The organism is Yinghuangia seranimata (genome assembly GCF_029953285.1).
GTDB lineage: Bacteria > Actinomycetota > Actinomycetes > Streptomycetales > Streptomycetaceae > Yinghuangia > Yinghuangia seranimata.
Genome location: NZ_JASAOI010000085.1, coordinates 35,936 through 57,894, shown reverse-complemented (window position 1 = coordinate 57,894; position 21,959 = coordinate 35,936). Strand labels below are relative to the sequence as shown.

At 72.0% G+C, this 21,959-nt stretch carries 23 protein-coding genes; 16 read left to right on the top strand and 7 right to left on the bottom strand.

The window, feature by feature from the left end; genetic code table 11:
- Nucleotides 1-208: 208 nt before the first annotated feature.
- From QI554_RS40635 to QI554_RS40560, 16 genes are all read left to right on the top strand, one after another.
- Nucleotides 209-1,153 carry a DUF1838 family protein gene (locus tag QI554_RS40635; RefSeq protein ID WP_281477869.1) on the top strand — a complete coding sequence of 315 codons (945 nt, stop codon included), beginning with the start codon at nt 209-211 and terminating at the stop codon, nt 1,151-1,153.
- 217 nt (nt 1,154-1,370) lie between these two features.
- A complete protein-coding gene (locus tag QI554_RS40630) occupies nt 1,371-1,709 on the top strand; it encodes an STAS domain-containing protein (protein ID WP_281477867.1) in 339 nt (112 codons plus the stop codon).
- Between the two features lie 136 nt (nt 1,710-1,845).
- Nucleotides 1,846-2,370: a MaoC family dehydratase gene (locus QI554_RS40625; protein ID WP_281477865.1), complete on the top strand. Its 525-nt coding sequence runs from the start codon at nt 1,846-1,848 to the stop codon at nt 2,368-2,370.
- 1 nt (nt 2,371) lies between these two features.
- Entirely contained in the window at nt 2,372-3,628 is a 1,257-nt protein-coding gene (locus QI554_RS40620; protein WP_281477863.1) for a CaiB/BaiF CoA transferase family protein, read from the top strand.
- Nucleotides 3,625-5,001, top strand: a complete 1,377-nt coding sequence (locus QI554_RS40615; RefSeq protein WP_281477861.1) for an MmgE/PrpD family protein — start codon at nt 3,625-3,627, stop codon at nt 4,999-5,001. Before QI554_RS40620 ends, QI554_RS40615 begins: the two co-directional genes overlap by 4 nt.
- A 3-nt stretch (nt 5,002-5,004) precedes the next feature.
- Complete coding sequence (locus QI554_RS40610; protein WP_281477859.1) at nt 5,005-6,153, top strand: RidA family protein; 1,149 nt, start codon at nt 5,005-5,007, stop codon at nt 6,151-6,153.
- Nucleotides 6,153-6,659, top strand: a complete 507-nt coding sequence (locus QI554_RS40605) for an FAS1-like dehydratase domain-containing protein (RefSeq protein WP_281477857.1) — start codon at nt 6,153-6,155, stop codon at nt 6,657-6,659. Before QI554_RS40610 ends, QI554_RS40605 begins: the two co-directional genes overlap by 1 nt.
- Nucleotides 6,656-7,072, top strand: coding sequence for a MaoC/PaaZ C-terminal domain-containing protein (locus QI554_RS40600; RefSeq protein ID WP_281477855.1), 417 nt, complete (start codon nt 6,656-6,658; stop codon nt 7,070-7,072). The genes QI554_RS40605 and QI554_RS40600 overlap by 4 nt, the downstream gene beginning before the upstream one ends.
- Complete coding sequence (locus tag QI554_RS40595; RefSeq protein WP_281477853.1) at nt 7,069-8,214, top strand: acetyl-CoA acetyltransferase; 1,146 nt, start codon at nt 7,069-7,071, stop codon at nt 8,212-8,214. The genes QI554_RS40600 and QI554_RS40595 overlap by 4 nt, the downstream gene beginning before the upstream one ends.
- Entirely contained in the window at nt 8,211-8,639 is a 429-nt protein-coding gene (locus QI554_RS40590) for a Zn-ribbon domain-containing OB-fold protein (RefSeq protein WP_281477852.1), read from the top strand. The genes QI554_RS40595 and QI554_RS40590 overlap by 4 nt, the downstream gene beginning before the upstream one ends.
- A gap of 2 nt (nt 8,640-8,641) precedes the next feature.
- Nucleotides 8,642-9,805, top strand: coding sequence for an acyl-CoA dehydrogenase family protein (locus QI554_RS40585; protein WP_281477850.1), 1,164 nt, complete (start codon nt 8,642-8,644; stop codon nt 9,803-9,805).
- Nucleotides 9,802-10,680, top strand: coding sequence for an HpcH/HpaI aldolase/citrate lyase family protein (locus tag QI554_RS40580; RefSeq protein WP_281477849.1), 879 nt, complete (start codon nt 9,802-9,804; stop codon nt 10,678-10,680). Before QI554_RS40585 ends, QI554_RS40580 begins: the two co-directional genes overlap by 4 nt.
- A gap of 14 nt (nt 10,681-10,694) precedes the next feature.
- Nucleotides 10,695-11,711, top strand: coding sequence for an LLM class flavin-dependent oxidoreductase (locus QI554_RS40575; protein WP_281477848.1), 1,017 nt, complete (start codon nt 10,695-10,697; stop codon nt 11,709-11,711).
- Between the two features lie 272 nt (nt 11,712-11,983).
- On the top strand, nt 11,984-12,676 hold the full coding sequence (locus QI554_RS40570; protein WP_281477846.1) for a biliverdin-producing heme oxygenase: 693 nt from the start codon (nt 11,984-11,986) through the stop codon (nt 12,674-12,676).
- A 22-nt stretch (nt 12,677-12,698) separates the two neighbouring features.
- Nucleotides 12,699-14,009: an NADH-ubiquinone oxidoreductase-F iron-sulfur binding region domain-containing protein gene (locus QI554_RS40565; protein ID WP_281477845.1), complete on the top strand. Its 1,311-nt coding sequence runs from the start codon at nt 12,699-12,701 to the stop codon at nt 14,007-14,009.
- Between the two features lie 26 nt (nt 14,010-14,035).
- The gene (locus QI554_RS40560; protein WP_281477844.1) at nt 14,036-14,230 is read left to right on the top strand and encodes a ferredoxin; all 195 of its coding nucleotides are present in this window, start codon (nt 14,036-14,038) and stop codon (nt 14,228-14,230) included.
- Nucleotides 14,231-14,310: 80 nt separating this feature from the next.
- Here the strand turns inward: QI554_RS40560 and QI554_RS40555 are convergent, their stop codons facing one another.
- The 7 genes from QI554_RS40555 to QI554_RS40525 form a co-directional block, all read right to left on the bottom strand.
- Nucleotides 14,311-14,874 carry a TetR/AcrR family transcriptional regulator gene (locus QI554_RS40555; protein WP_281477843.1) on the bottom strand — a complete coding sequence of 188 codons (564 nt, stop codon included), beginning with the start codon at nt 14,872-14,874 and terminating at the stop codon, nt 14,311-14,313.
- A gap of 166 nt (nt 14,875-15,040) precedes the next feature.
- On the bottom strand, nt 15,041-15,814 hold the full coding sequence (locus tag QI554_RS40550) for a DUF3598 family protein (RefSeq protein WP_281477841.1): 774 nt from the start codon (nt 15,812-15,814) through the stop codon (nt 15,041-15,043).
- A gap of 43 nt (nt 15,815-15,857) precedes the next feature.
- On the bottom strand, nt 15,858-17,270 hold the full coding sequence (locus tag QI554_RS40545; RefSeq protein WP_281477839.1) for an aldehyde dehydrogenase family protein: 1,413 nt from the start codon (nt 17,268-17,270) through the stop codon (nt 15,858-15,860).
- Nucleotides 17,270-18,325 carry a nitrilase-related carbon-nitrogen hydrolase gene (locus tag QI554_RS40540; protein WP_281477837.1) on the bottom strand — a complete coding sequence of 352 codons (1,056 nt, stop codon included), beginning with the start codon at nt 18,323-18,325 and terminating at the stop codon, nt 17,270-17,272. Before QI554_RS40540 ends, QI554_RS40545 begins: the two co-directional genes overlap by 1 nt.
- 71 nt (nt 18,326-18,396) lie before the next feature.
- The gene (locus QI554_RS40535; protein ID WP_281477835.1) at nt 18,397-19,824 is read right to left on the bottom strand and encodes an MmgE/PrpD family protein; all 1,428 of its coding nucleotides are present in this window, start codon (nt 19,822-19,824) and stop codon (nt 18,397-18,399) included.
- Nucleotides 19,821-20,630 carry a cyclase family protein gene (locus QI554_RS40530; RefSeq protein ID WP_281477834.1) on the bottom strand — a complete coding sequence of 270 codons (810 nt, stop codon included), beginning with the start codon at nt 20,628-20,630 and terminating at the stop codon, nt 19,821-19,823. The genes QI554_RS40535 and QI554_RS40530 overlap by 4 nt, the downstream gene beginning before the upstream one ends.
- The gene (locus QI554_RS40525; RefSeq protein WP_281477832.1) at nt 20,627-21,868 is read right to left on the bottom strand and encodes a CaiB/BaiF CoA transferase family protein; all 1,242 of its coding nucleotides are present in this window, start codon (nt 21,866-21,868) and stop codon (nt 20,627-20,629) included. The genes QI554_RS40530 and QI554_RS40525 overlap by 4 nt, the downstream gene beginning before the upstream one ends.
- Nucleotides 21,869-21,959: the final 91 nt, after the last annotated feature.

The following is a 21,959-nucleotide window of genomic DNA, read 5'->3' as shown; positions in this document are numbered from 1 at the left end:
TGACCACCGCGCTGCGGCGTGCGGTCCGGCAGGAACGGCTCTATCAACGCCCACTGGCCATCGGTCAGGCCACCACGAACACCCACATCACATCAAACGACGATCACATTCATCAGACACGGCCTAGCGGAACGGGGCCCGGACGCCGCGGCGTTCAGGCCCCACCACGCTCTTGCCGACATGGTGTCGGCAAGTGTAGGAACATCGTATGACGCAAATCCTCACCTCCCCCGGCGCGTTGTTCGCCTCACTCCCGGACCCGGACGCACGGCTGTTCGTGCAGTTGCTCGGTCGGCCGGACGGGCGGGACATGCTCTACCGGATCAGCGGCAAGGTGCTGAACCACGTGCGCGGCAACGCCTACGGCGACGCCTTCCCGCACGGCGCGACGCTGTTCGGCGTCGAGGGCTTCAACATCCGGCGCCTGGCCGCCGATCCGGGGACCGGCGACCTGCACCTGCTGTCCCGCGAGATCGTCTTCTACACGGACCCCAAGACGGGCACGCCGCTGACCTCGTGGACGAACCCGCTCGACGGCCGCACGCGCCCGCTGCCGCCGATCGCCAACGACCACGTGGACTCGCGATACCGCGTCCGGGACGGCGTCCTGTACGGGCTGTTCGGGCCCGCACAGGTTCCGCTCGGGGACTCGGTGACGCCCGCGCGGCTGCACGACTCGCTGGTGTGGACGGTGGACGCCCCTCCGCTGTACAGCCTGGCCGAGCGCTACCGGATCGACGACGACTTCGGGCTGGCGAACCGCACCTACGCGGCCTGGGAGCTCTTCGACTTCCTGGTCGACCGCCGCGAAGCCGAGGCGCGTGCGACCGTCGGCGGCGCGATACCGCACGGAGCGATGCGGATCGTCAACTGCTGGACGCGTGCCTGCCCCTACATCCCGGCCATGGCCATCGCCGAGGCCGAGGCGCACGGCAACCTCGTCTACCACGCCAGGAGTTGGACCCTCGACGCGTTCACCGACCTGGAGCCCTGGCTGCGGGACGCGGTCAACGAGCGGTTCCCGCTGTACGCGGCGGCCCCCGATGCCCCCTCGGCCGCGCCCAACGACACGACGTGGACCGCGTTCCACGCGCGCGAACTCGCCCCGCGGGGCATCTCCTGGCGTGCATGGTGCGCCGAAAGCGCCTGCTGACCGAGCGGACCGGGCAGGACGCCTGCATCAATCAGACGGTTGATTTATGAGTGCGCCGTTCGGTGCGCGCGGTGCAATCGTGGGCGCGATGCGGGCGCCCTTGCCGACCAAGAACAGTAAGGGAAAGAGCGCCACCACAAGTCCGGGGCCACGGCCAGCGCGGGAGCGGGGGAACGCGGCTCGTGTTGCCCCGACGGCACGGAGAAAGGACGCCGTGATGTCTGCCCTGCCTCACCCGCGCGCCTCGCACCAGCCCGACACCACCCCGCTGCACGTGGCCGGCCCCGAACTGACCCGCGACGCGTCGCGTGCCCTGCGCGCGGCGGCGGTCTCCCGTGTGGAGTCGGGGTCACCCGGCCTCGTCGTCGACCTCGACGGTGTCGAGTACATCGACATGGAAGGCGTCGCCGCGCTCTTCCACCTCCTCCGCATCGCGGATGCCCGCGGCGGCTCGCTGCGCGTCGTCAACGCCGGCAGACGCGCCCTGGTCCGCCTGCGCATCGCCGGACTCCCCCGGTTCGCGACCGTGGAGGCCGCACCGGACTCGGCGGCGTGATCCGCAAGGATCACGACAATCCGTCGCGAAGGATTGCGTCTCTCCCAGTGGAACACTTGATCGCCATGTGAAACAGAATTTAGTATGGCGCCTATCGGCGGCCATTCCGCACGCCGCCTTCGGGAGGGACACGGGTATGACCGTCCACAAGGCCCAACTCGGCCGCTTCCTCGAAGACTTCGAGGTCGGAGACACGTACCAGCACCCGTTCGGGCGCACCATCAGCGAGGCTGACTCGACCTGGTTCACCCTGTTGACCTGCAACACCAACCAGAACCACTTCAACGCGCACCTCGCCGCGACCAACCCGATCACCGGGGGCCGGATCATCGTCAACTCCGGCCTGACGGTGGCCCTGGTGCTCGGCCTGTCGGTCATCGACACCAGCCAGAACGCCGTGGCGAACCTCGGCTGGACCGACATCAGGCTGCTCAACCCGGTGTACGTCGGCGACACCGTCTACGCGGAGAGCCTCATCACGGACAAGCGGGAGAGCGGCTCGCGGCCCGGCATGGGCATCCTCACCATGAAGACCCGTGGACTCAACCAGGACGGCATCGAACTGGTCACCTGGACACGGTCGGTCATGGTCCCCGCCCGCACGTCCGGCCTCGGGCAGGACTACTTCCCGACCTGCACCGCCGGCCCGCTGGAGGCCTGAGATGGGTACCGCCCGGCGTCCCCTGGAGGACGTCCGCATCATCGCCGTCGAGCAGTACGGCGCGGGCCCGTGGGGCTCGCTGCACCTCGCCGACCTCGGAGCCGAGGTCATCAAGATCGAGGACCCCGGCGCGGACGGCGACGTCGGCCGCTACGTCCCGCCGTATGCGGACGGCGAGGACTCGCTGTTCTTCGAGGTGTTCAACCGCAACAAGCGCAGCCTGTCGCTCGACCTGGCCTCCGCGTCGGGGCGTGCCGTCTTCGAGGAGCTCGTGCGGGTCTCCGACGTCGTCTACTCGAACCTGCGCGGCGACGTCCCGGCGAAGATCGGCATCACCTACGCCGACCTGAAGCACCTCAACCCGCGCATCGTGTGCTGCTCGCTGTCCGGTTTCGGGATGTCGGGCCCGCGTGTGAAGGAGCCGGGCTACGACTACATCCTTCAGGGCCTGCTCGGCTGGATGGACGTCACCGGTGAGCCCGACGGGCCGCCCACCAAGTCCGGGCTGTCGATGGTGGACTACTCGGCGGGGTTCATCGCGGCGATATCGCTGCTGGCGGGCGTGCACGCGGCCCGCCGCGACGGGATCGGCATGGACTGCGACGTCTCGCTGTTCGACACCGCGCTCGCGCTGCTGAACTACCCGGCCGCCTGGCACCTCAACGCCGGGTACGAGCCGCAGCGCACCCGGCACTCGTCGCACCCCTCCCTGGTCCCGTTCCAGCTCTTCGAGACCGCCGACAAATGGATCGTGGTGGGCTGTCCCAAGGAGAAGTTCTGGCACCGGCTCACCGAGGTCGTGGGACACCCGGAGTGGGCCGCCGACCCGCGGTTCGCCACCTTCGCCGACCGGGAGCGCAACCGCGAGGCGCTGCTCGCGCTGCTGGAGCCGCTCTTCCGCACCCGCCCCGCGGCCCGCTGGCTCGCCGACCTGTACGCCGTCGGCGTGCCCTGCGGCCCGGTCAACTCGGTCGCCGAAGCCCTCGCCGACCCGCACACCGACGCGCGTGACATGGTCGTGGAGACCGACCACCCCCGCTACGGCCGCCTGCGGCTTCCCGCCACCGCGGTCCGGGTCGGCGACCTGCCCCGCCCCGACCGGCGCGCGCCGCGGCGCAACGAGGACTTCGGGTACGTGCTCTGCGAGGTCGCCGGATTCACCGACGACCGCGTCGCCGAGCTCGTCCGGAACGGCGCCTTCGGCTCGACCGACACCGTCCCCGGCATCCCGGACCGCTACCGGGAGGCGGCCGAGTGACGACCGTTGCCGAAGAACTCGCCGGCTGGGGCACCGGGCTCCAGGACGCGGCCGTGCCGCACGAGGTGCGCGCGGCCGCCGTCCGCCACCTCGTCGACGGCGTGGGCACCGCCTTGGCCGCGCGGCGGCTCGACGCCGTCGACCACGGGATCGCCCTCGCCGTCGGCCTGGGCGGCCCCCCGGAGTCCTCGGTGCTCGGCACCACCGAGCGGCTCTCGGCACCGGTGGCCGCGTTCGCCACGGGCGTCCTGGTCCACGGGCTCGACTTCGACGACACCCACGCCGGCGGCCTGATCCACCCGACCGCCGTCGTCCTGCCCGCGGCCTTCGCGGTCGGCCAGCAGGTCGGCGCGACCGGCACCGAGGTGCTGACGGCCTGTGTGGTCGGCTACGAGACCGCGTGCCGGATAGCCGCGGCGAGCCCGTACGGGTTCCACGCGCGCGGGCTGCACGCCACCCAGGTGGCCGGGGTGTTCTCCGCCGCCGCGGTCACCGCCAAGCTGCTCCGGCTGGACGCCCCCACCACCGCGGCGGCCCTCGGCATCGCCGGCTCGAGCGCCGGCGGGCTCCTGGAATTCCTCTCCACCGGCGACGCCACCAAGCAGCTCCACCCGGGCTCCGCGTCGATGTCCGGAGTGATCGCCGCGCGCCTGGCCGCCTTGGGCGCGAGCGGGCCGACCACCGTCCTGGAAGGCCCGCGCGGGGTCTACGCCGCGCTGTCCGCGCGTGAGGCTCGCCCGGAGCAGGTCACCGACCGGCTCGGAAGCACGTGGGAGACCACCCGCATCACCATCAAGCCCTATCCGTCCTGCCAGTTGATGCATGCCGCGCTCGACGCCGGCGCGTCGGTCGTGGCGGCCGCAGGGCGGCTGGCCGAGGCCGACGTCGCACACATCACGGTGGAGGTCCACCCGGACTCGGCCGCCGTCGTGTGCGAGCCCGCGGAGGCGAAGGCCCGGCCGCGAAACGCCTACGACGCCAGGTTCTCCCTCCCGTGGAGCCTGGCCGCGCTCCTGACGGACGGGGTCCTGACGCTGGACACCTACGCCGACGTGTCCCTCGCCCGTCCCGATGTCGCCGCCCTGGCCGAAACGATCCGGACCGTCACCGTCCCCGGCCCGAAGGTGGCCGCGGACGCTGCGGCCCGGGTCACCGTCCGGCTGACGGACGGCCGCGTGCTGACCGGCCGCGTCGGACGGAGCCACGGCGGACCGGACACCCCGCTCCCCCAAGCCGCCCTGCACGCGAAGTTCCTCGGCAACACGGGCGGCGGCGGCACCGCCGAGGAACTGCTCGACCGCCTGCTCCACCTGGACGACGAAGCCGATCTGACCCGGATCGCGGAGCTCGCCGCCCGCGTCGACAAGGACTGAGCCGTGACCATTACTTCGCCCATCGAGCCCGACGTCTTCCCCTGGTACGACCCGCGGGGATTCACCTTCTCGCTCGCGCTGCGCCACGGCGCGGACGTCTGGTGCTCCGGACACTCCGGCTCTTCCCTCGACCCGGCCACCGGCCGTCCCGACGTGGCCGGCGGGATGGCCGAACAGGCCGGCGTCGCCTACGCCAAACAGGCCGCGGTGCTGGCCGCTGCGGGGCTGGACTTCTCGCATGTCACCCGGGTCGTGGAGAACGTCACCGTGGCCGGCCTCCCGCACTACGCCGAAGCCGAGGCGGTACGCCGCGAACTGTTCGGCGCGCACCGGCCTGTGGTCGTCACGGTCGTGGTCGACCGGCTGGTGCGCCGCAAGGCGCTCATCGAGGTCGAGGTCCACGCGACCGCGGATCCGCCGTCTGACCGACCGGCCGAGGTGCGCGTGGAACACGGCGGCACCGTCCTGCTCCCCTCGCTCACTCCCGTCGACGCCGACGGGGCCGTCGTGGCCCCCGGCGATCCGGCCGGCCAGTACCGCTACTGCCTGGAGGAAGCCGCCCGCCTGCTCGACGGAATCGGCCTGGACCTCGGCTCGCTCGTCTCGGCCGTCGAGTTCCTGAGTCCCGAAGCCCAGCGCGCGGCCGCGGATCTGGACCGGGTGCGGTGCGACCTGCCGGGCCCGGTCTTCCCGGCGGGAACGCGGGTGCACACGCAGGCCCAGCTGCGTCCCGGCGTCCTCGTCTCCCTGGAGGCCACTGCGTCCCGGCACCCCGCCACCCTCGTGGACCCACGGGGCCTGGCCGACCCCACGATGGGACGCAGTCCGGCCGTCCGCGCGGGTGGACTCCTGTTCCTCAGCGGCCTCGCGGCGCCGCCCGGTGTGCCGGACCTGCGTGGCCAGGCCGAGACCCTCTACGGGCGACTGCTGCACACCATGCAGGCAGTGGGTGCGGGCCCGGAACACCTGTTGTCCACCGTCGAGTTCGTGGCCGCCGACGCGCTCGCCGACTACCGCGAGGTCGCCGAGGTCCGGCGCGCGCTCCTGAAGGAGCCCTACCCGGTGTCCACGGGGATCGTGTGCACCGGCACGGCGTACTCCGGCGCGCTCCTCGACGTGGCCGCGGTGGCTGCGATACCCGAGGGGGCCTGATGCCGCTGCTCACCGACGACTTGCGGGCGCGCGTCGGGGAGATCCGCGCCTACACCGCCGCCGAGCCGTTGTCGCGGGCATCGATCCGCTACTACGCCGCCGCGGTCGGCGACGCCAATCCGCTCTACACCGATCGCGACAGGGCGCGGGCGGTCGGCTGGGCCGATGTCATCGCCCCGCCGACGCTGCTGTGCGACAGCAACCAGTACCTCGGAGGGACCGAGCGGGACGCCGACGGGTTCGCGGGACACAGCTGGGGCATCGAGCCGCCGAACTGCCGGATGGTGCGCGGCGGCAACGACTACGTGTTCCACCGGCCGGCGTACCCCGACGACGTTGTCACGGTGACATGGCGCCTGGCGGACATCAGCGAGCGCACCTCCGGCGCCGGCCAGGAGATGCTCATCGTGACCAGCGAGGCGACGTTCACCGATCAGCACGGCACTCTCCTCCTCGTCAACACCGAGACCATCATTCACATCGCACTCGGCGAGGTGGACGCATGACCGCGATCGAGGCCGGCACCGAACTGCCCCCGCTGCAGCGTGCCGTCACGCTCACGGACATGGTGGCCTACGCGGGTGCGACGTGGGACTGGCACCGCCTGCACTACGACCCCGGGTACCTCGCCGAACGCGGGCTTTCCGCACCGGTCGTGGACGGCCAGATGCTCGCCGCACTGCTCGCCGAGCAGGCGCAGGATGCGCTCGGCCCGTCCGCATTCCTGCGCCGCCTGCAATTCCGGTTCAGGAACCTGGTGTTCGCCGGGGAGACCGTGCGGTGCACCGCCCGGGTCACCGCCTGCGAGGGCCTCGCCGACGGCACCGCGCTGGTCACCCTGGCGGCGTCGGTCGGGGTGGTCGGCGCCGACGCGCGGGTGGCCGTGGCGCCCGCCCACCTCGAGGTGCACGTCCGGTGAGCGGCATCGCGCTGGCGGGAGCTGCCGAGTGCGACCTGGGCAGCACCGGAATGTCCGTCCTGGACCTGCAAGTCCAAGCTGTGAAACGGGCTTTGGACGACGCCGGGCTACGGCTGGCGGACGTCGACGGGATGGCGACGAACAACGTGGGGCGCTTCTCTACCACCGCGCTCGCCGACTACCTGGGGCTGCGGCCCGCGTGGGTGGACTCGTCGTTTGTCGGCGGGTCGGCGTTCGAGGCGTATGTGGCGCGCGCCGCGCAGGCCATCACCGCCGGGCAGGCCGAGGTGGTGGTCGTCTCGTACGCGTCGAACCAGCGCTCGGCACGGTCGCGCAGCCTCGGCGGGGTGCGCGAAGACCACCTGCCCGAGGCCCAGTTCGAGGTACCGTACGCGCCGCTGTACCCGATCTCCTACTACGCCATGGCCGCGCAGGCCTACCTGCACCGGTACGGCGCGACCCGCGAACAGCTCGCCGAGGTCGCCGTGGCCGCGCGGGCATGGGCGCTGCTCAACCCCGCGGCGTTCCGGCACGGCGCGGGGCCGCTGACCGTCGCCGACGTGCTCGCCGCGCCCATGGTGTCGTCACCGTTGACCACCGCCGACTGCTGCCTGGTCACCGACGGCGGCGGCGCGGTCGTGGTCACCTCCCTGGAGCGCGCACGCGACCTGCGGCATCCGCCGGCCGTGGTGCTCGGCTACGGCGAGTCGACCAGCCACACGGCGATGGCCACCCGCGACGACATCCTCGACACCGGCGCGGACCGCTCCGCGCGGGCCGCGTACCGCCGTGCCGGGCTCGCCCCCGGCGACGTCGACGTAGCCATGGTGTACGACTCCTTCACCATCACCCCGCTGCTGTCCCTCGAAGCGCTCGGGTTGTGCCCGCCCGGGCAGGCAGCGGGGGTCGTGGCCGACGGACACACCCGGCCCGGCGGGCGGCTGCCGGTGAACACCAACGGCGGCGGCCTGTCGTACTGCCATCCAGGCCAGTACGGCGTGCTGCTGCTGGTCGAGGCCGTGCGTCAGCTGCGCGGCACGTGCGGCGCGCGGCAGGTCCCGGGCGCCGAGGTCGCGGTGGCGCACGGCACCGGCGGCATCTTCAGCCATTCCGCGACCGTGCTGCTGGGAGTGGACCGATGACCGACGACATGCTGCCGCCGGTGGACGACCTCACCGCCCCATGGTGGGACGCCACGCGCGAGCGGCGCCTGCTGCTGCAGAAGTGCGGCGCCTGCGCCGCCGTGCAGCACTACCCGCGCCGGGTGTGCACATCGTGCGGTGCGGTCGACGCACACACCTGGGTCGAGGCGTGCGGCCTGGGGACGGTGGACAGCTACACCGTGGTGCATCGCGCCCCGGCGCCCGGGGTGGCGGTCCCTTACACGGTGGCGCGCGTCCGCCTCGCGGAGGGGCCGTTGATCCTCACCCGACTCACCGGCGTGCCGGACGACGGCACGGCCTTCGACGCGGAACTCGAACTCACCTGGCTGCCCCTCGCGGACGGCCGCCACCTGCCCGCCTTCCGAGCCTGCGCGGTCCCGTCCGCCGGGCGGCGAGGAGACTGACGATGGATTTCGAACTCTCCGACGAGCAACGCATGTTCCGGGACACCATCCGGGACTTCGTGGCCCGTGAGGTCACCCCGGTGGCGCAGGAGTGGGAGCACACCGGGCGCTATCCGGCCGAGATCGTCGAGACGATGAAGCAGCTCGGCCTGTTCGGCATGACCGTGCCCGAGGAGTACGGCGGCCTCGGCCTCGACATGGTCAGCTTCGCGATCGTGTTCGAGGAGATCTCCCGGGGGTGGATGGGGGTGGCCGGCATCCTCGGCTCGCATTCGCTGGCGTGCTGGATCATCGCCCGGTACGGCACCGAGGAGCAGAAGTCCCGCTACCTGCCCGAACTCGCCACCGGGGAACGGCGGTCCGGGATCGCCCTCACCGAGCCGGGGGCCGGCACCGACCTGCAGGGCATCACCACGCGCGCGGTCCGGGACGGCGACGCGTATGTGGTGACCGGCAGCAAGACCTGGATCACCAACGCACGGTACGCCGATCCGCTCCCCGTCCTGGTCAAGACCGACCCGCACGCCGCACCCGCGCACAAGGGAATGAGCGTGCTGCTCGTGGAGCAGGGCACCCCCGGCTTCACGGTCAGCCGCGACCTGCCGAAGCTCGGCTACAAGGGCCCCGAGTCGTGCGAGGTGGTCCTCGACGGCGCCCGGGTGCCGGCCGCCAACCTGCTCGGCGGCGTCGAGGGCCGCGGCATGCAGCAGGTCCTGTCCGGCCTGGAGACCGGCCGCATCAACGTGGCCGCGCGCTCCCTCGGGGTCGCCCAGGCCGCCTACGACGCGGCCCTGAAGTACTCCCGCGACCGCCACGCCTTCGGTCAGCCGATCTCGGACTTCCAGGCGATCCAGATCAAACTCGCCGACATGGCCACGAGCATCCAGGCCTCCCGGCTGCTGGTCTACTGGGCGGCCGCGTGCGCGGACCGCGGCGAACGCGTCGACATGCAGACGGGCATGGCCAAGCTGTTCGCCTCCGAGACCGCCGCGACCGCCGCCCTGGAGGCGATGCGGATCCACGGCGGCCACGGCTACTCGCAGGAGTTCACCGTCGAGCGGCTGTACCGCGACGTCCCCCTCATGGTCATCGGCGAAGGCACCAGCGACGTCATGCGCACGGTCATCGCCCGCGCCCTGACCTCCGGCAAGGAGAAGGTCGGTTGAACCCTCCCGTCGGGACTGCCCTGCGGTCCCACCTCTATGTGCCCGGCGACCGGCCCGACGTGCTCCGCAAGGCCGTGGCGCGTGGCGCGGACGCGCTCATCATCGACCTGGAGGACGCGGTGGCGGCCTCCGCCAAGGACACCGCGCGCCGCGTGGTCGCGGACTTCCTGGCCGAACGCGTGGCGGACGGAACACCCGCGTTGTGGGTGCGCATCAACCCTGCTGCCGCAGGCCGGGTGGACCTCAAGGCCGTGGTGAGTCCCGCAATCAGCGGTATCTGCATCGCCAAGGCGGAGTCGGTGGACGCGGTCGCCGAATGCGCCGCTCTGGTCGACGCGCTGGAGCGGGAGCGGGGCATCCCGTCCGGTCGGATCGCGCTGTCGCCACTGCTGGAATCCGCCGCGGCCGTGTTCGCCGCGCGGGACATCGCGTCCGCGCCGCGCGTGGTCCGGCTCCAGGTCGGCGAGGCGGACCTGCGCGCCGACATCGGGGTGACGCCTGGTCCCGACGAGCGCGAACTGCTGTGGGTGCGCAGCCAGGTCGTGCTGGCGTCCGCGGCCGCCGGGATCGAGCCGCCGGTCGGACCGGTCAGCACGAACTTCACCGACCCGGGTGGGCTGCGTGAGTCGACGCTGGCGCTGCAACGCCTCGGCTACCTCGGCCGGGCGTGCATCCATCCGAACCAACTCGCCGTGGTCAACGAGGTCTTCACCCCGAGTGACGACGAGGTCGAGAAGGCTCGCGTACTGATCGCCCGCTATGAGGCGGCCTCCGCCTCCGGAGAAGGGGTGTTCGTGGACGAGAGCGGGCGCATGGTGGACTTCGCGGTGGTCCGGAGTGCTCGGCGCACCCTGGCCGCGGCCCGGCAGCGATGAGGACGGAGCCGACGATGCGGATCACGTACGGCCCCTGGGGCGAGACCCTGGACGAACTCGCGGACGCCGCACGGCGTGCGGAACGGGCCGGGGCCGAGGTCCTGTGGGTGCCGGAGCTCCACCGGAGCGCCACGGTGCCCGTCGCGGCGCTGGCGCAGGCCACGGAGACCGCGAGGGTGGGAACGGGCATCGCCCTCGCGTTCACGCGCAGCCCGATGGTGCAGGCGCTGGAGGCCCTCGACCTGGACGAGTTGTCCCGGGGCCGGTTCATCCTCGGGCTGGGCACCGGAGTGCAGCGGCTCAACGAGGACTGGCACAACGCGCGGTTCGGCAAGCCGGTCGCGCACCTGCGCGAGACGGTGCGGAACCTGCGGGCATTCTGGGACCTGGCCCGCAACGGAGTCCCGATCGACCTGCCGGGCGAGCACGAGCCCATGCGGATCCGCGGCTACCAGCGGCCGTTCCACCAGCAGCGGGACACGATTCCGGTGTATCTGGCGGCGATGGGCCCGGCGATGACCAGGCTGGCCGGCGAGATCGCCGACGGCTGGATCTCGCACGAGCTGCACTCGGCGCGATACCTGTCCGAGGCGGTGCTTCCCGAACTGGAGAAGGGTCTGGCCAGGGGCGGTCGTTCGCGCGGCCGCATCGACGTCGTCGCCTCGGTTCTCTGCGCCATAGACGACGATCCGGCCCGCGCCAAGCGGTGGGCCGCCGGGACGGTCGGGTTCTACGCGTCGGTGCGGACATACGCCGACTTCTGGGCGTTCCACGGTCTCGCCGAGGAGCAGCAGGCCGTGGTCGCGGCGTTCCGCGGCGGGTTGTCCGCGGACGACCTGGCCGACGCCGCTCCGGACCACATGGTGGACGCGGTCACCGCGTCGGGCACGGCGGACGACGTCCGCGCGAAGATCCTGTCCTTCGCGGGCATCGCCGACTCGGTGAAGCTGTCGCCGCCCGCCCACAGCCTGGACGCGTCGGTGACGCGGCGCTGCCAGGACCGGATCATCGACCTGATCGCCACCCTGTAGCAGTCTCGGATATTTGGCGAAACATCGTTTCGGAGAGACGACTTGGCGTGCCCGCGTTCCGACGCGGGCACGCCTGACGCATTTTTGAAACGATGTTCCATTCTCTCTTGGTTCTTTACGACAACGTGTCGTAAAGTGGTCCGCAGATCGGCGCACGGCTGCCGCGATCGCCTTACGCGAGCCCTCGTTCCGCGCTCCGTTCGCCTCCCGCACGCGCCCCCTTTGCAGGCCGGCGGCCCCAGTTCCACTCCCGGATTCGGAGGAACCCCCTTATGACCACGGCTCCTGATGCCACGTCGGCCAGCGCCAAGTTCTCCGAGGCACTGAAGAGCATCACGTGGGACGACCACGAGAAGGCCGAGTACACCGAGTACATGCAGGCGATGCTCGGCGGAAAGCTGAACATCTCCGGCTACAGCGACATGGTCGCGCAGCACTACTTCGCCTACGTCGTGCTCGAAGAGGCCGCCGAGGCCATGCGCGACGACGCGGTCGGCGGCAAGTTCGTCTTCGACGGCCTGCTGCGCACCAAGGCGCTCGAAGAAGACCTGGAGCACCTGCTCGGCGCCGAGTGGCGCGACAGGATCGCCCCGAACGAGGCCACCAAGGAGTACGTCGCGCGGATGCGCGAGGTGTGCTTCGACTGGCCCGGCGGCTACGTCGCGCACAGCTACACCCGCTACCTCGGCGACCTGTCCGGCGGCCAGGTCATCCGCGCCTCACTCGTCCGCGCCTTCCCCGAACAGCTCGGCGACGGAAAGGGCGTGGCCTTCTACGACTTCCCCGCGATCGAGGACTTCAAGGCGTTCAAGGTCGACTACCGGCTCCTGCTGGACACCGTCTCCTGGTCGGATGAGGAGCAGCAGAAGGTCATCGACGAGGCCCTCGTCGCGTACCGGGTCAACACCAAGGTCCTCGCCGAGCTCGGCCGCGACCTGCCGCGCTACCTCGCCGCCGCAAGCTGACCCCGAAGGCACCACGACCACGATGAAGACCCACGGCAGCGTGCACGGCCCGCCGCAGGCCTCCCGTGTCACCGCGGCGGTCGCCGGATCCGGACCGCTGCTCGGCACCGACCCGGCCGGGCGCGAATCATTGAGGGCGTACCGGGAGTCCGGGGGCTACCCGCGTCTCCCGTCGCCGCAGGCGATACGCGACGCCGTCCGCACGGCCGGCCTGCGCGGCGCCGGGGGCGCCGGCTTCCCGACCGCGGTCAAGCTGGACGCCGTGGCCGCCGCCGCGGGCCCGCGCGTCGCGGTCGCCAACGGAGAGGAGGGCGAACCGGCGTCCGCCAAGGACCGGTGGCTGATGCGCAACCGCCCGCATCTGGTCATCGACGGGCTGCGCCATGCGGCCCACGCGGTCGGGTCGGAGACCACCCACCTGTATGTCTCCGACCCTGCCGCCGCCGAGGCACTCCGCAACGCGCTCGCCGAGCTGCGTGCGGACCCCGCGACGGCCCAGGTGTACGGTGCCGGCTTCTCCCCCACGGTGGTGGAGGTGGAGCCGGCGTACGTCGCCGGCGAGGAGACCGCGGTCGTCCGCGCGATCGGCGGCGACGTCGCCAAGCCGTTGCCGAAACCGCCACGGCCGTACGAAAAGGGGGTCGGCGGCCGTCCGACCCTGGTGTCCAACGTCGAGTCGCTGGCCCGCGTGGCGCTCGCCGCGCGCGCCGCCCCGGGCACCGCGGGCGACGGCACGGTCCTGCTCACTGTCGTCGACGGTGCGCGGGCCTGGATCACCGAGGCTTCCTCCTCCGCGGCGCTCCGCGCGGTCGTGGAGCGGCTGCGCGGCGGGGCGGACGGCCTGGCCGCGGTGCTCCTCGGCGGATTCGCCGGCGGCATCTGGCGCCCCGACATGCTCGACACCACGGTGTCGCACGACGGCATGCGCGCACGCGGCGCCCTGCTCGGCTGCGGCGCCGTCGTGCTGGTGGGGGCGGACGACTGCCCGGTGGGGGCGGCCGCTGACGCGGCTTCGTACCTGGCGGCGTCCAGCGCGGGCCAGTGCGGGGCGTGCGTGCGCGGCACGGAGATTTCCGCGGCGCAGCTCGTCGCCATCGCACGCGGCGCCGGAACACCGGAGCACCTGGCGGTGCTCCGACGGCGGACAGCCGCCCTGCCCGGCCGCGGCAACTGCGCGCTGCCCGACGCACTCGCCGCACTGCTGCGCACTCTCGTCGACAACTTCGCCGACGAGATCCAGGCACACATGGCGGCGCCGTGCCCCGTGTGCGCCGACCGGGTCGCGCCGACCAGCTCGGCCGACACCCGGTTCCGTGTCCGGTTCCCGGACTGAATCCCCCCGTCAGGCAAGGAGCGAGCATGAAGGTGACCGTCGATGCGTCACGCTGCGAGGGCCGCGGCTACTGCGCGCGGCTCGCGCCGCTGGTGTTCGAATCGGATGAGGACGGCTATCCGCGTGTCCTCGTGACCCAGGATCTGGATGAGGAGCAGCTCGCCGACGCCCGCACGGCGGTGTCCGCGTGCCCCGAGCAGGCGATCGCCCTCCAGGACTGAGAGCGGGCCGCACAGGGTCGCGGCTGGGAGCGGCGGCGGGGAGATCCCCTGCCGCCGCTTCGGCCTGTCCGGGGTGGGGCTCAGCGCGCGGCCGGGAAGCGCCGGGGCCTGCCGTCCGCGGTGAGCCGGGCGCCGAGGCCGCGGAGGACATAGGTCACGGTCGCGTCGATGGCGTGTTCGAGGCGGTCGGCGGACAGATCCGCGGTGCTGCGGCCGGCGATGGTGGCGGTGACCAGGGGCAGCAGCAGCTCGACATCCTCGTCGGGCAGGTAGCGTTCCGCGACGGCGTCGGCGATGATCTGCCGCAGTGTGCCCCACAGCGGGGCGACATGCTCCGCCATCTTCTTGTGGCCCTCGTCCGTGAGGACTCCGGCCACCGAGGCCGCCGCGATGTGCCCGGTCGCCAGGTGTTCGAGCTGCATGCGCACATACACCCGCAGTTGGTCGACGGGCGTCGACACCGTCTCCAGGGCGGCGCGCAACTTGTCGAGGTAGAGCGCGGTTTCGTGCGCCGTGTACGCGATGAGCAGCGTCTCTTTGTCCGGGTAGTAGTTGTACATCGCGGTGCGCGCCAGCCCGGCCGCGGCGGCGATCTCGGCGAGGGTGACGGCGTCGTAGCCGCGCTCGTCCAGGAGACGCGCCATGGCTTCGAAGATGCGCGCGTTGGTGCGGCCGCGGTGGTCTTCGAGCGAAACCCCGGAGATTCTCGGCACTGTCGCGCGGCTCCCTGTGCGTGAAGAACAGCGTGAATGAGGAACAGCCCGGCGCGGGCGCCGGGCTGTGCTCTGGTCCAGTGCTCCGGTGGTGTCGCTAGTGCTCCTCGGCGGGCCTGGGCTCCACCCCCAGCGCAGCACACGCATCGTAATACATTCGGGTCACCTCCACCCGGATCTGCGGGCGCTCGGAGATGGGGGCGCTCCACGGCACCCGGACCGTCTCCTCTGCGCCGCCGACGACGGCCTTGAAGTCGATCCCCTCGCCGTCCAGGCCCACGGTCTCGGCGGATGTGGCCTCAGGACGCTGCCCGAGCGACCGGACGATGAGCAGGGAGTCCTCGGGGTGGTCGAGGTTCATATGGTCGACCACCGCCGCGATGATCTGCTCGCCGAACGGATTGGCCTGTGCCGCCGCACCGGCCGACACCCTGGTCTCGTTGATGAGGGTGCGCATCTCGAGTTTGCCGTCGCGCAGCCACTGCCAGGTGCGGCTGCGGTGGTTGCCGTCGTCGGAGAGCACGATGAGCTCGAACAGTCGCAGGTCCGAGCCCTTTTCCTTGTAGATCCAGGTGAGGTAGATGGTGTTCTCGTCGAGCCCCCAGGTGACACCTTTGATGCGCTCGGTGTCGAAGTGCATGCGGCCGTAGCCGTCATAGGTGCCCGGGAACTCGTGCACCTCGGTGCGGCCGTCGGGCCACGTGTAGGTGTTGGTCTGGTGGTACGGGTATTCGCTGTCCGCCGGGAAGGCGCACGTCAGATGCGACCGGTGCTGGTCGATGATCTTGCCTTCCGGGTCGACGTACGTGTACGTCCCCTCCCAGTCGCCTTCGTGCTTGGCGAGCAGGGGCATTCCTTCGCGGATTCCCATGGCGTTCCTCGAGGTCGTCGGATGAGGGGTTCGGGCGTCGGGCTCACGGGGTGTGCCACCACGGGTCCGGGCCCGTGGCGGAGTTGGTGATGAGCGTCTGGCGGCGCACGAAGCGCCGCAGCGCGGCCTCGCCCATGCGCGAGCCGCCGAGGCCGCTGTAGCGGAACGAGTTCTTCTCGCCTTCGTGGACCAGGGCGGTCAGCGCGGCGTCGTTGATGCTGACCGCGCCGACGTCCAGGCGGCGGGCGAGGGCCTTGGCGGTGTCCTGGTCGGCGGCGAAGACCGCACCGGACAGCCCGTACACCGAGTCGTTGGCGAGGGCGACGGCCTCGTCGGCGCTGCCGAACCGCATGACCGGCATGAGCGGGCCGAAGGTCTCCTCGCGCATGACGGTCATGGTGTGGTCGACGCCGGTCAGCACGGTGGGCCGTATCCAGTGGCCGCCGCCGTGCCGTTCGATGCGGCCGCCGGTGTGCACGGTGGCGCCCTTGGCGGTCGCGTCGGCGAGATGGGCCCCGATGACGGCGGCCTGCCCGGGGTCGATGAGCGGCCCGATGGCGCCGTCCGCGGGGCCGGGCAGGGCCAGGCCGACGCTTTCCGCCTTCGCCGTCAGCCGCCTGACGAACTCGTCGTGGCTGCCGTCCTGGACGTAGATGCGCTCGATGGACAGGCAGGACTGCCCCGCGTTGGCCACCGACCCCCACAGGACGGCCGAACTCGCCCGGTCGAGGTCGGCGCCGTCCAGGACGACCGCCGGGTCCTTGCCGCCCAGTTCGAGGAACACGGGGACGAACGCGCGCTGTGCCGCTTCGCCGACCAGGCGCCCGGTGGCCACACTTCCGGTGAAGCACACCGCGTCGACGAGGCCGACCATCGCCGCGCCGGTCTCCGGACCGCCTTCGACGACCTGCAGCACCTCGGCGATCTCGGGGACTTCGTCGATGGTCCGAAGCAGCGGTGCGATGAAGCGGGGGGTGACCTCGCTGGGTTTGACGAGGACGGCGCAGCCGGCGGCGAGGGCCGGGATCGCGTCGATGAGAGCGAGCAACAGCGGGAAGTTCCAGGGGCTGATCACCCCGACGAGCGGGTAGGCGCGTGAGCCCGTCTCGATGCCGATCCCGGGGAGGGCCGTGGAGCGTTCGGCGGGGGCCAGCAGCGGTCCCGCCGCCGCTGCCCAGCGCCGGGCCATGGCCGCGACCTGCGCGGTCTCCATGCGTGACTCGTAGTCGCGGCCGGTGTCGCGGATCAGGGCGTCGGTGAGCGCTTCGGCGTGCTTGTCCAGGACGTCGGCCCAGGTGCGCAGGACGGCGGCTCGGCCCTCCGGGCCGCGTGCCTCCCAGGTCGGCTGCGCGGTCCGCAGTGCGTTGACCCGCGCGGTGAGTTCGTTCTCGCCGGGCGGGTCGAGGAGGCGTTCGACCTCGCCCGTGCGGGGCGACCTGACCTCGATGCCGCCCATCACGGCGTCCCGGTGCGCGACGCGGCCTGCGCTCGGGCGATGTTCTCCCGGTGGCGCGTGGCGAAGAAGGCGCGTTCGGGGGCGACGCCCTTGAGCCCGTTGGGCTCGTCGACGGGGTGGCGGGCGTATTCCTCCGCCCACAAGGTGGATTTCACCCGGGCGGGGAGGTTGGCCATGGACGGGCGGAGCCGTTCCCGGCGCACTGCGGCGAGGTCGATCTCGGCGGCGGCGACGAGGCTTTCGCCGCTCGCGGCGCGGGCGAGCGAGCGGCCGAGGTGGTCCACGATCTCCGAGTGGCCGTTGGTGGAGTCGCCGGACAGCGGGATGCCGGTGATGCCGGCGCTGTTGGCGGTGACGACGCAGGCCAGGTTCTCGGCGGCCCGGCAGCGGCGCGCGTACTCCTTGACCGTGGGGTCGGGGCTGGTCGCCTCGCTCGTCGAGTGCACGAACACCTCGGCGCCGCGGAAGGCGAGGGCGCGCAGGAGTTCGGGGTAGAGGATCTCTTCACTCGCGACCGCGGCGAGGTTCCCGATGGCGGTGCGGGCCACCGGGAGGACGCCGTCGAGCCCGTAGTGGTCCAGGTAGGAGTCCCACACGTCGTAGGGGCTGGGGGTGTACATCGAGTGCAGGCGGCGGTACCGCAGCAGCGTCTCGCCGGTGGGGCCGAGGACCACACAGCCCTGGAAGTACAGGTCCGGGTAGTGCGGGTCGGTCTCGTACGCGTTGACCGCGAGGTGGATGCGGTGTCGCTGGGCGACTGCGGCCAGGCGCTCGTACTCGGGCCCGTCCGGCGCGATCGCGGCCTTGTCGGCCCACGCGCCGATCGCGTCGCCCATCGGGAAGCCGGTCAGCGCGTACTCGGGCAGTACGACCAGCGCGGTGTCCGGGCCGTGCCAGGCCACCGCGGCGGCGATCTGCGCGGCGATCCGGTCGATGGACGCGCCGATCGCCGCGCGCGCTTCGTCGACGCCGAGGGCGTTGACCGCGTGTGTGGCGGTCTGCAGTGCCACCGCGCGGTACGCGGGGCCCGGCGCGGGAGGCGGTGTGTCGGTCATCGCCCGACCTCCGATCGTGTTCGTGGATGCCGTGGTGGGATGGTGTGGCGAGAGGCCGGGGCCGGCATCGCTCAGACCCTGGTCAGCTTGAGGACTTCCCCGAAGTCGCCGCGGCCGTCGGCCATCGCGACGACCGATTCGAGCAGCGCGTCGACCCGGGCCCGCGGCAGCGCGCGGACGGCGTTGAGGCGGAATTTCTCCAGCAGTTCCCGGCGGGAGAGCGGATTTCCCGGTCCGCCCAGCGACGAGTCGACGCGATGTTCGAGGACGTCGCCGTCGCGGGTGGTGACCCGGAGCACCGCCGCGAACGAGTTCGGGAACAGGGACGTGGCGCGCTGGTCCGCCACGACGTCGACGCGTGCGGCCAGCTCGCGCAACCGGGGATCGGCGACCCTGTCGTCCGCGAAGTCGTCGAGGTGGAGCCCGAGTCCGCCGCCGCCGAGCAGGGCCCGGGCCACGGTGTACGGGCCGCTGAACTTGGCGTGGTAGCCGCTGTCCGGCCGGATCTTGTTCTCCCGGGGCTCCGCGATGGTGCGCAGCACGGGTTCCGCGACCCCGAGTTCGACGCTCTCCACCTGCTCCACGGCCAGGCCCCGGGCGCGCAGTGCGAGGGCGCAGTCGATGGCCGGGTGCGTGAAGTGGTTGCTCGGGTAGGGCTTGTACACGGTGCGCAGCAGCTCCCACCGGGTGCCGAGGTCGCCGAGCAGCGCCGCGGCGTCGTAGCCGCCGTCCAGGTAGGCGCGGAAGAAGCCGAACCGGCCTTCCAGGACGGTCGGCGGGCCGGTCACCCCGGCGTGCGCGAGCGCGGCCGCCACCACCCCGCTGTGTGCCGCCCACCCGCAGTGGATGCGCTTGACGGTGCCTCCGGTGCGGTTGGCCTCGATCACCCCGGCGCCCATGCTGGCGGCGATGCCCAGCGCGGAGGCGAGCGCGTCGGCGTCGAGGCCGTAGAGCAGGCCGGCGGCCGTCGCGGCGCCGAGCGCGCCGCAGATCGACGTGGCGTGCAGGCCCTTCTCGAAGAAGACCGAGTTGCCGAGCGCGGTCGAGTACGACGCCATGCCGAGGCGGTTGGTGACCTCGACGCCGGCCGCCGTGGCGGCGAGGAGGCGGGGGGTGCTCGCGCCGACGGCCTCGGCGACGGCCAGGGCGGCGGGCACCACGTTCGCGGTGGGGTGCAGGACGCTGGGCAGGTGGGTGTCGTCGAAGTCGAGGAGGTGGGCGAAGGTTCCGTTGGCCAGGGCCGCGCTCGGCGCGGGCAGCCGCTCGCCGGATCCGATCACGGTCGCCTCGGGTCGGCCTCCCCATCCGCCGACCACGCGCAGGACGGCGGCGTCCGGTGCCCGCTCTCCTTCCGATGCGGCGCGGCCGGCGAGGCAGTTGCCGAGCGTGTCCAGGATGCGGTGGACGACGTCCTCGGTGACCTCGCAGGGCAGGGGCTCGTCGCGGCAGGCGGTCGCGAAGTCCGCGAGTTCGCGCACGTGGGTGCGGGGGGCGCTCACGTGGCCGCCACCACGGCGAGCGGCCGGGCCGGCGCGCCGGTGGCTCCCACGACGTTCAACGGGGCCAGCACGAGCAGGAATTCGCCTACGCCGGTGTCGAGCAGCTCGGTCAGCCGCATGGTCTCGACGATGTTGATGCCGTGGTCGACGAGGAACATTCGGTGCACGGGCAACAGCGCGTGCCCGGCGCCGGGCTTGATCTGCTCGAAGGCGATGGTCTCGCCGCCCGCCAGGCGGGCCCCGGCCTGGATGAGCCACTCGGCGGCGCTCTCGTCCGGCCCGGGGACTCCGGCTTCGGCCCCCACGAACTCCTCGCGCCGGTCCCACAGACGCGACCATCCGGTGCCGACGAGGACGGCGTCTCCGGGGCGTACCTCGGTTCCCGAGGCCTTTTCGGCGGCGGCCAGGTCCGCGGCGGTGACGCCGTACCCGGGGGGCAGCGTCTCGGTGCCGTGCACCCGTGCCACGTCCAGGAGGACGCAGCGGCCGACATACGGCACGAACTCGTCGATGCCCAGGACGCCGAAGCCTTCGTGCGAGGTGACGGTGAACGCGTCGACGTCGCCGTGCAGCCGGCCGCGATGGCTCACGTGGGCGAGGGCGTCGACGTGCGTTCCGACGTGACCGCCGGTGACGATCAGTTCGTTGGCCGCCGACGAACCGTCGTCCCTGATGTAGTCGCCGTGCCTGCGCACGAGGGACATCTGGAACGGCGGGTGGTTCGGAGACTGGGGCATGCCCCGCCGCATCGGCTGCGCCAGGTCGATCACCCGGGAGCCGGCCAGCGCGGTCCAGTCGAAGGTCATGCGGTCTCCCCCGCGATCACGCCCGCCGCGGCGAGCCGGTCGAGTTCCTGGTCGGTGAGGCCGAGCCGATCGTGGAGCACGCGGTAGGTGTCCGCGCCGCGGGGCCGGCCGGTCCAGGCGATGCGGCCCGGACTTGCGGACAGCCGGTAGAGGAGGTTCTGCATGCGCACCGGGCCGAGGACCGGGTCCTGGACCGTCGTGATGGTGTCCAGCGCCTGGTACTGCGGGTCGGCGAAGACGTCGGCGATGTCGTAGATCGGGGCGGCCGCGGCTTCGGCCGCTTCGAACGCCGCGACGACGTCGGCGAGATCCCGTTCGGCGATCCAGGCGGCCACGTAGCCGTCCAACTCGTGTGCGTGTGCCGCGCGTTCGACACCTGAGGCAAACCACGGCTCGCGGGTGACCTCGGGGTGCCCGACCAGGTGCATGACGCGCTCGGCGATCGACTGGGCGGACGTGGACACGGCCACCCACTTGCCGTCCCGGCAGCGGTAGGTGTTGCGCGGCGCGTTGTTGACCGAGCGGTTCCCGGTGCGCCGCTGGACGGTGCCCAGTTGGTCGTACACGATCGGCTGTGGGCCCAGGACCGACAGAATGGGCTCGATGATCGCCAGGTCGACGATCTGGCCGCGGCCGCTGCGGGCGTCCCGCTCGTAGAGCGCGGTCATCACCGCCTGCGCGGTGGTCAGGGCGGCGATGCCGTCGGCGAGCCCGAACGGCGGGAGGGTCGGCGGGCCGTCGGGCTCCCCGGTCATGGCCGCGAAACCGCTCATGGACTCGGCGAGCGTGCCGAAGCCGGGCCGGCGGGCGTAGGGGCCGAACTGGCCGAAGCCGGTCACCCGGGCGACCACGAGGCGTGGGTTGCGTTCCAGCAGCTCGGCCGGGTCCAGCCCCCAGCGCTCCAGGGTCCCGGGGCGGAAGTTCTCGATCAGGACGTCCGCGTCGGCGGCGAGCCGGCGCATGACATCGGCCCCCTCCTCGGTGTTGAGCGCGAGACCGATCGTGTGCTTGTTGCGGCCGAGCATCGTCCACCACAGCCCCACGCCGCTTCGGCTCGGCCCGTGGTCCCGCACCGGGTCGCCGCGCTTGGGGTGCTCGATCTTCACGACGTCGGCGCCGTAGTCGCCGAGGATGGTCGCGGCCATCGGCCCGGCGAACAGCGTTGCGGCGTCCAGAACACGTACTCCGGAGAGCGGAGGGTCGCGGCGGCGCTCGGCCGTGTGCGGATCGGTCGTCATGGAAAGGGTTCTCCTCCATCTCCCTTGGCGGACCCCACCGGCGGTCGTATTGTCATCATAGCCACAGCATTCCATTCAGCGAAACGCTGTA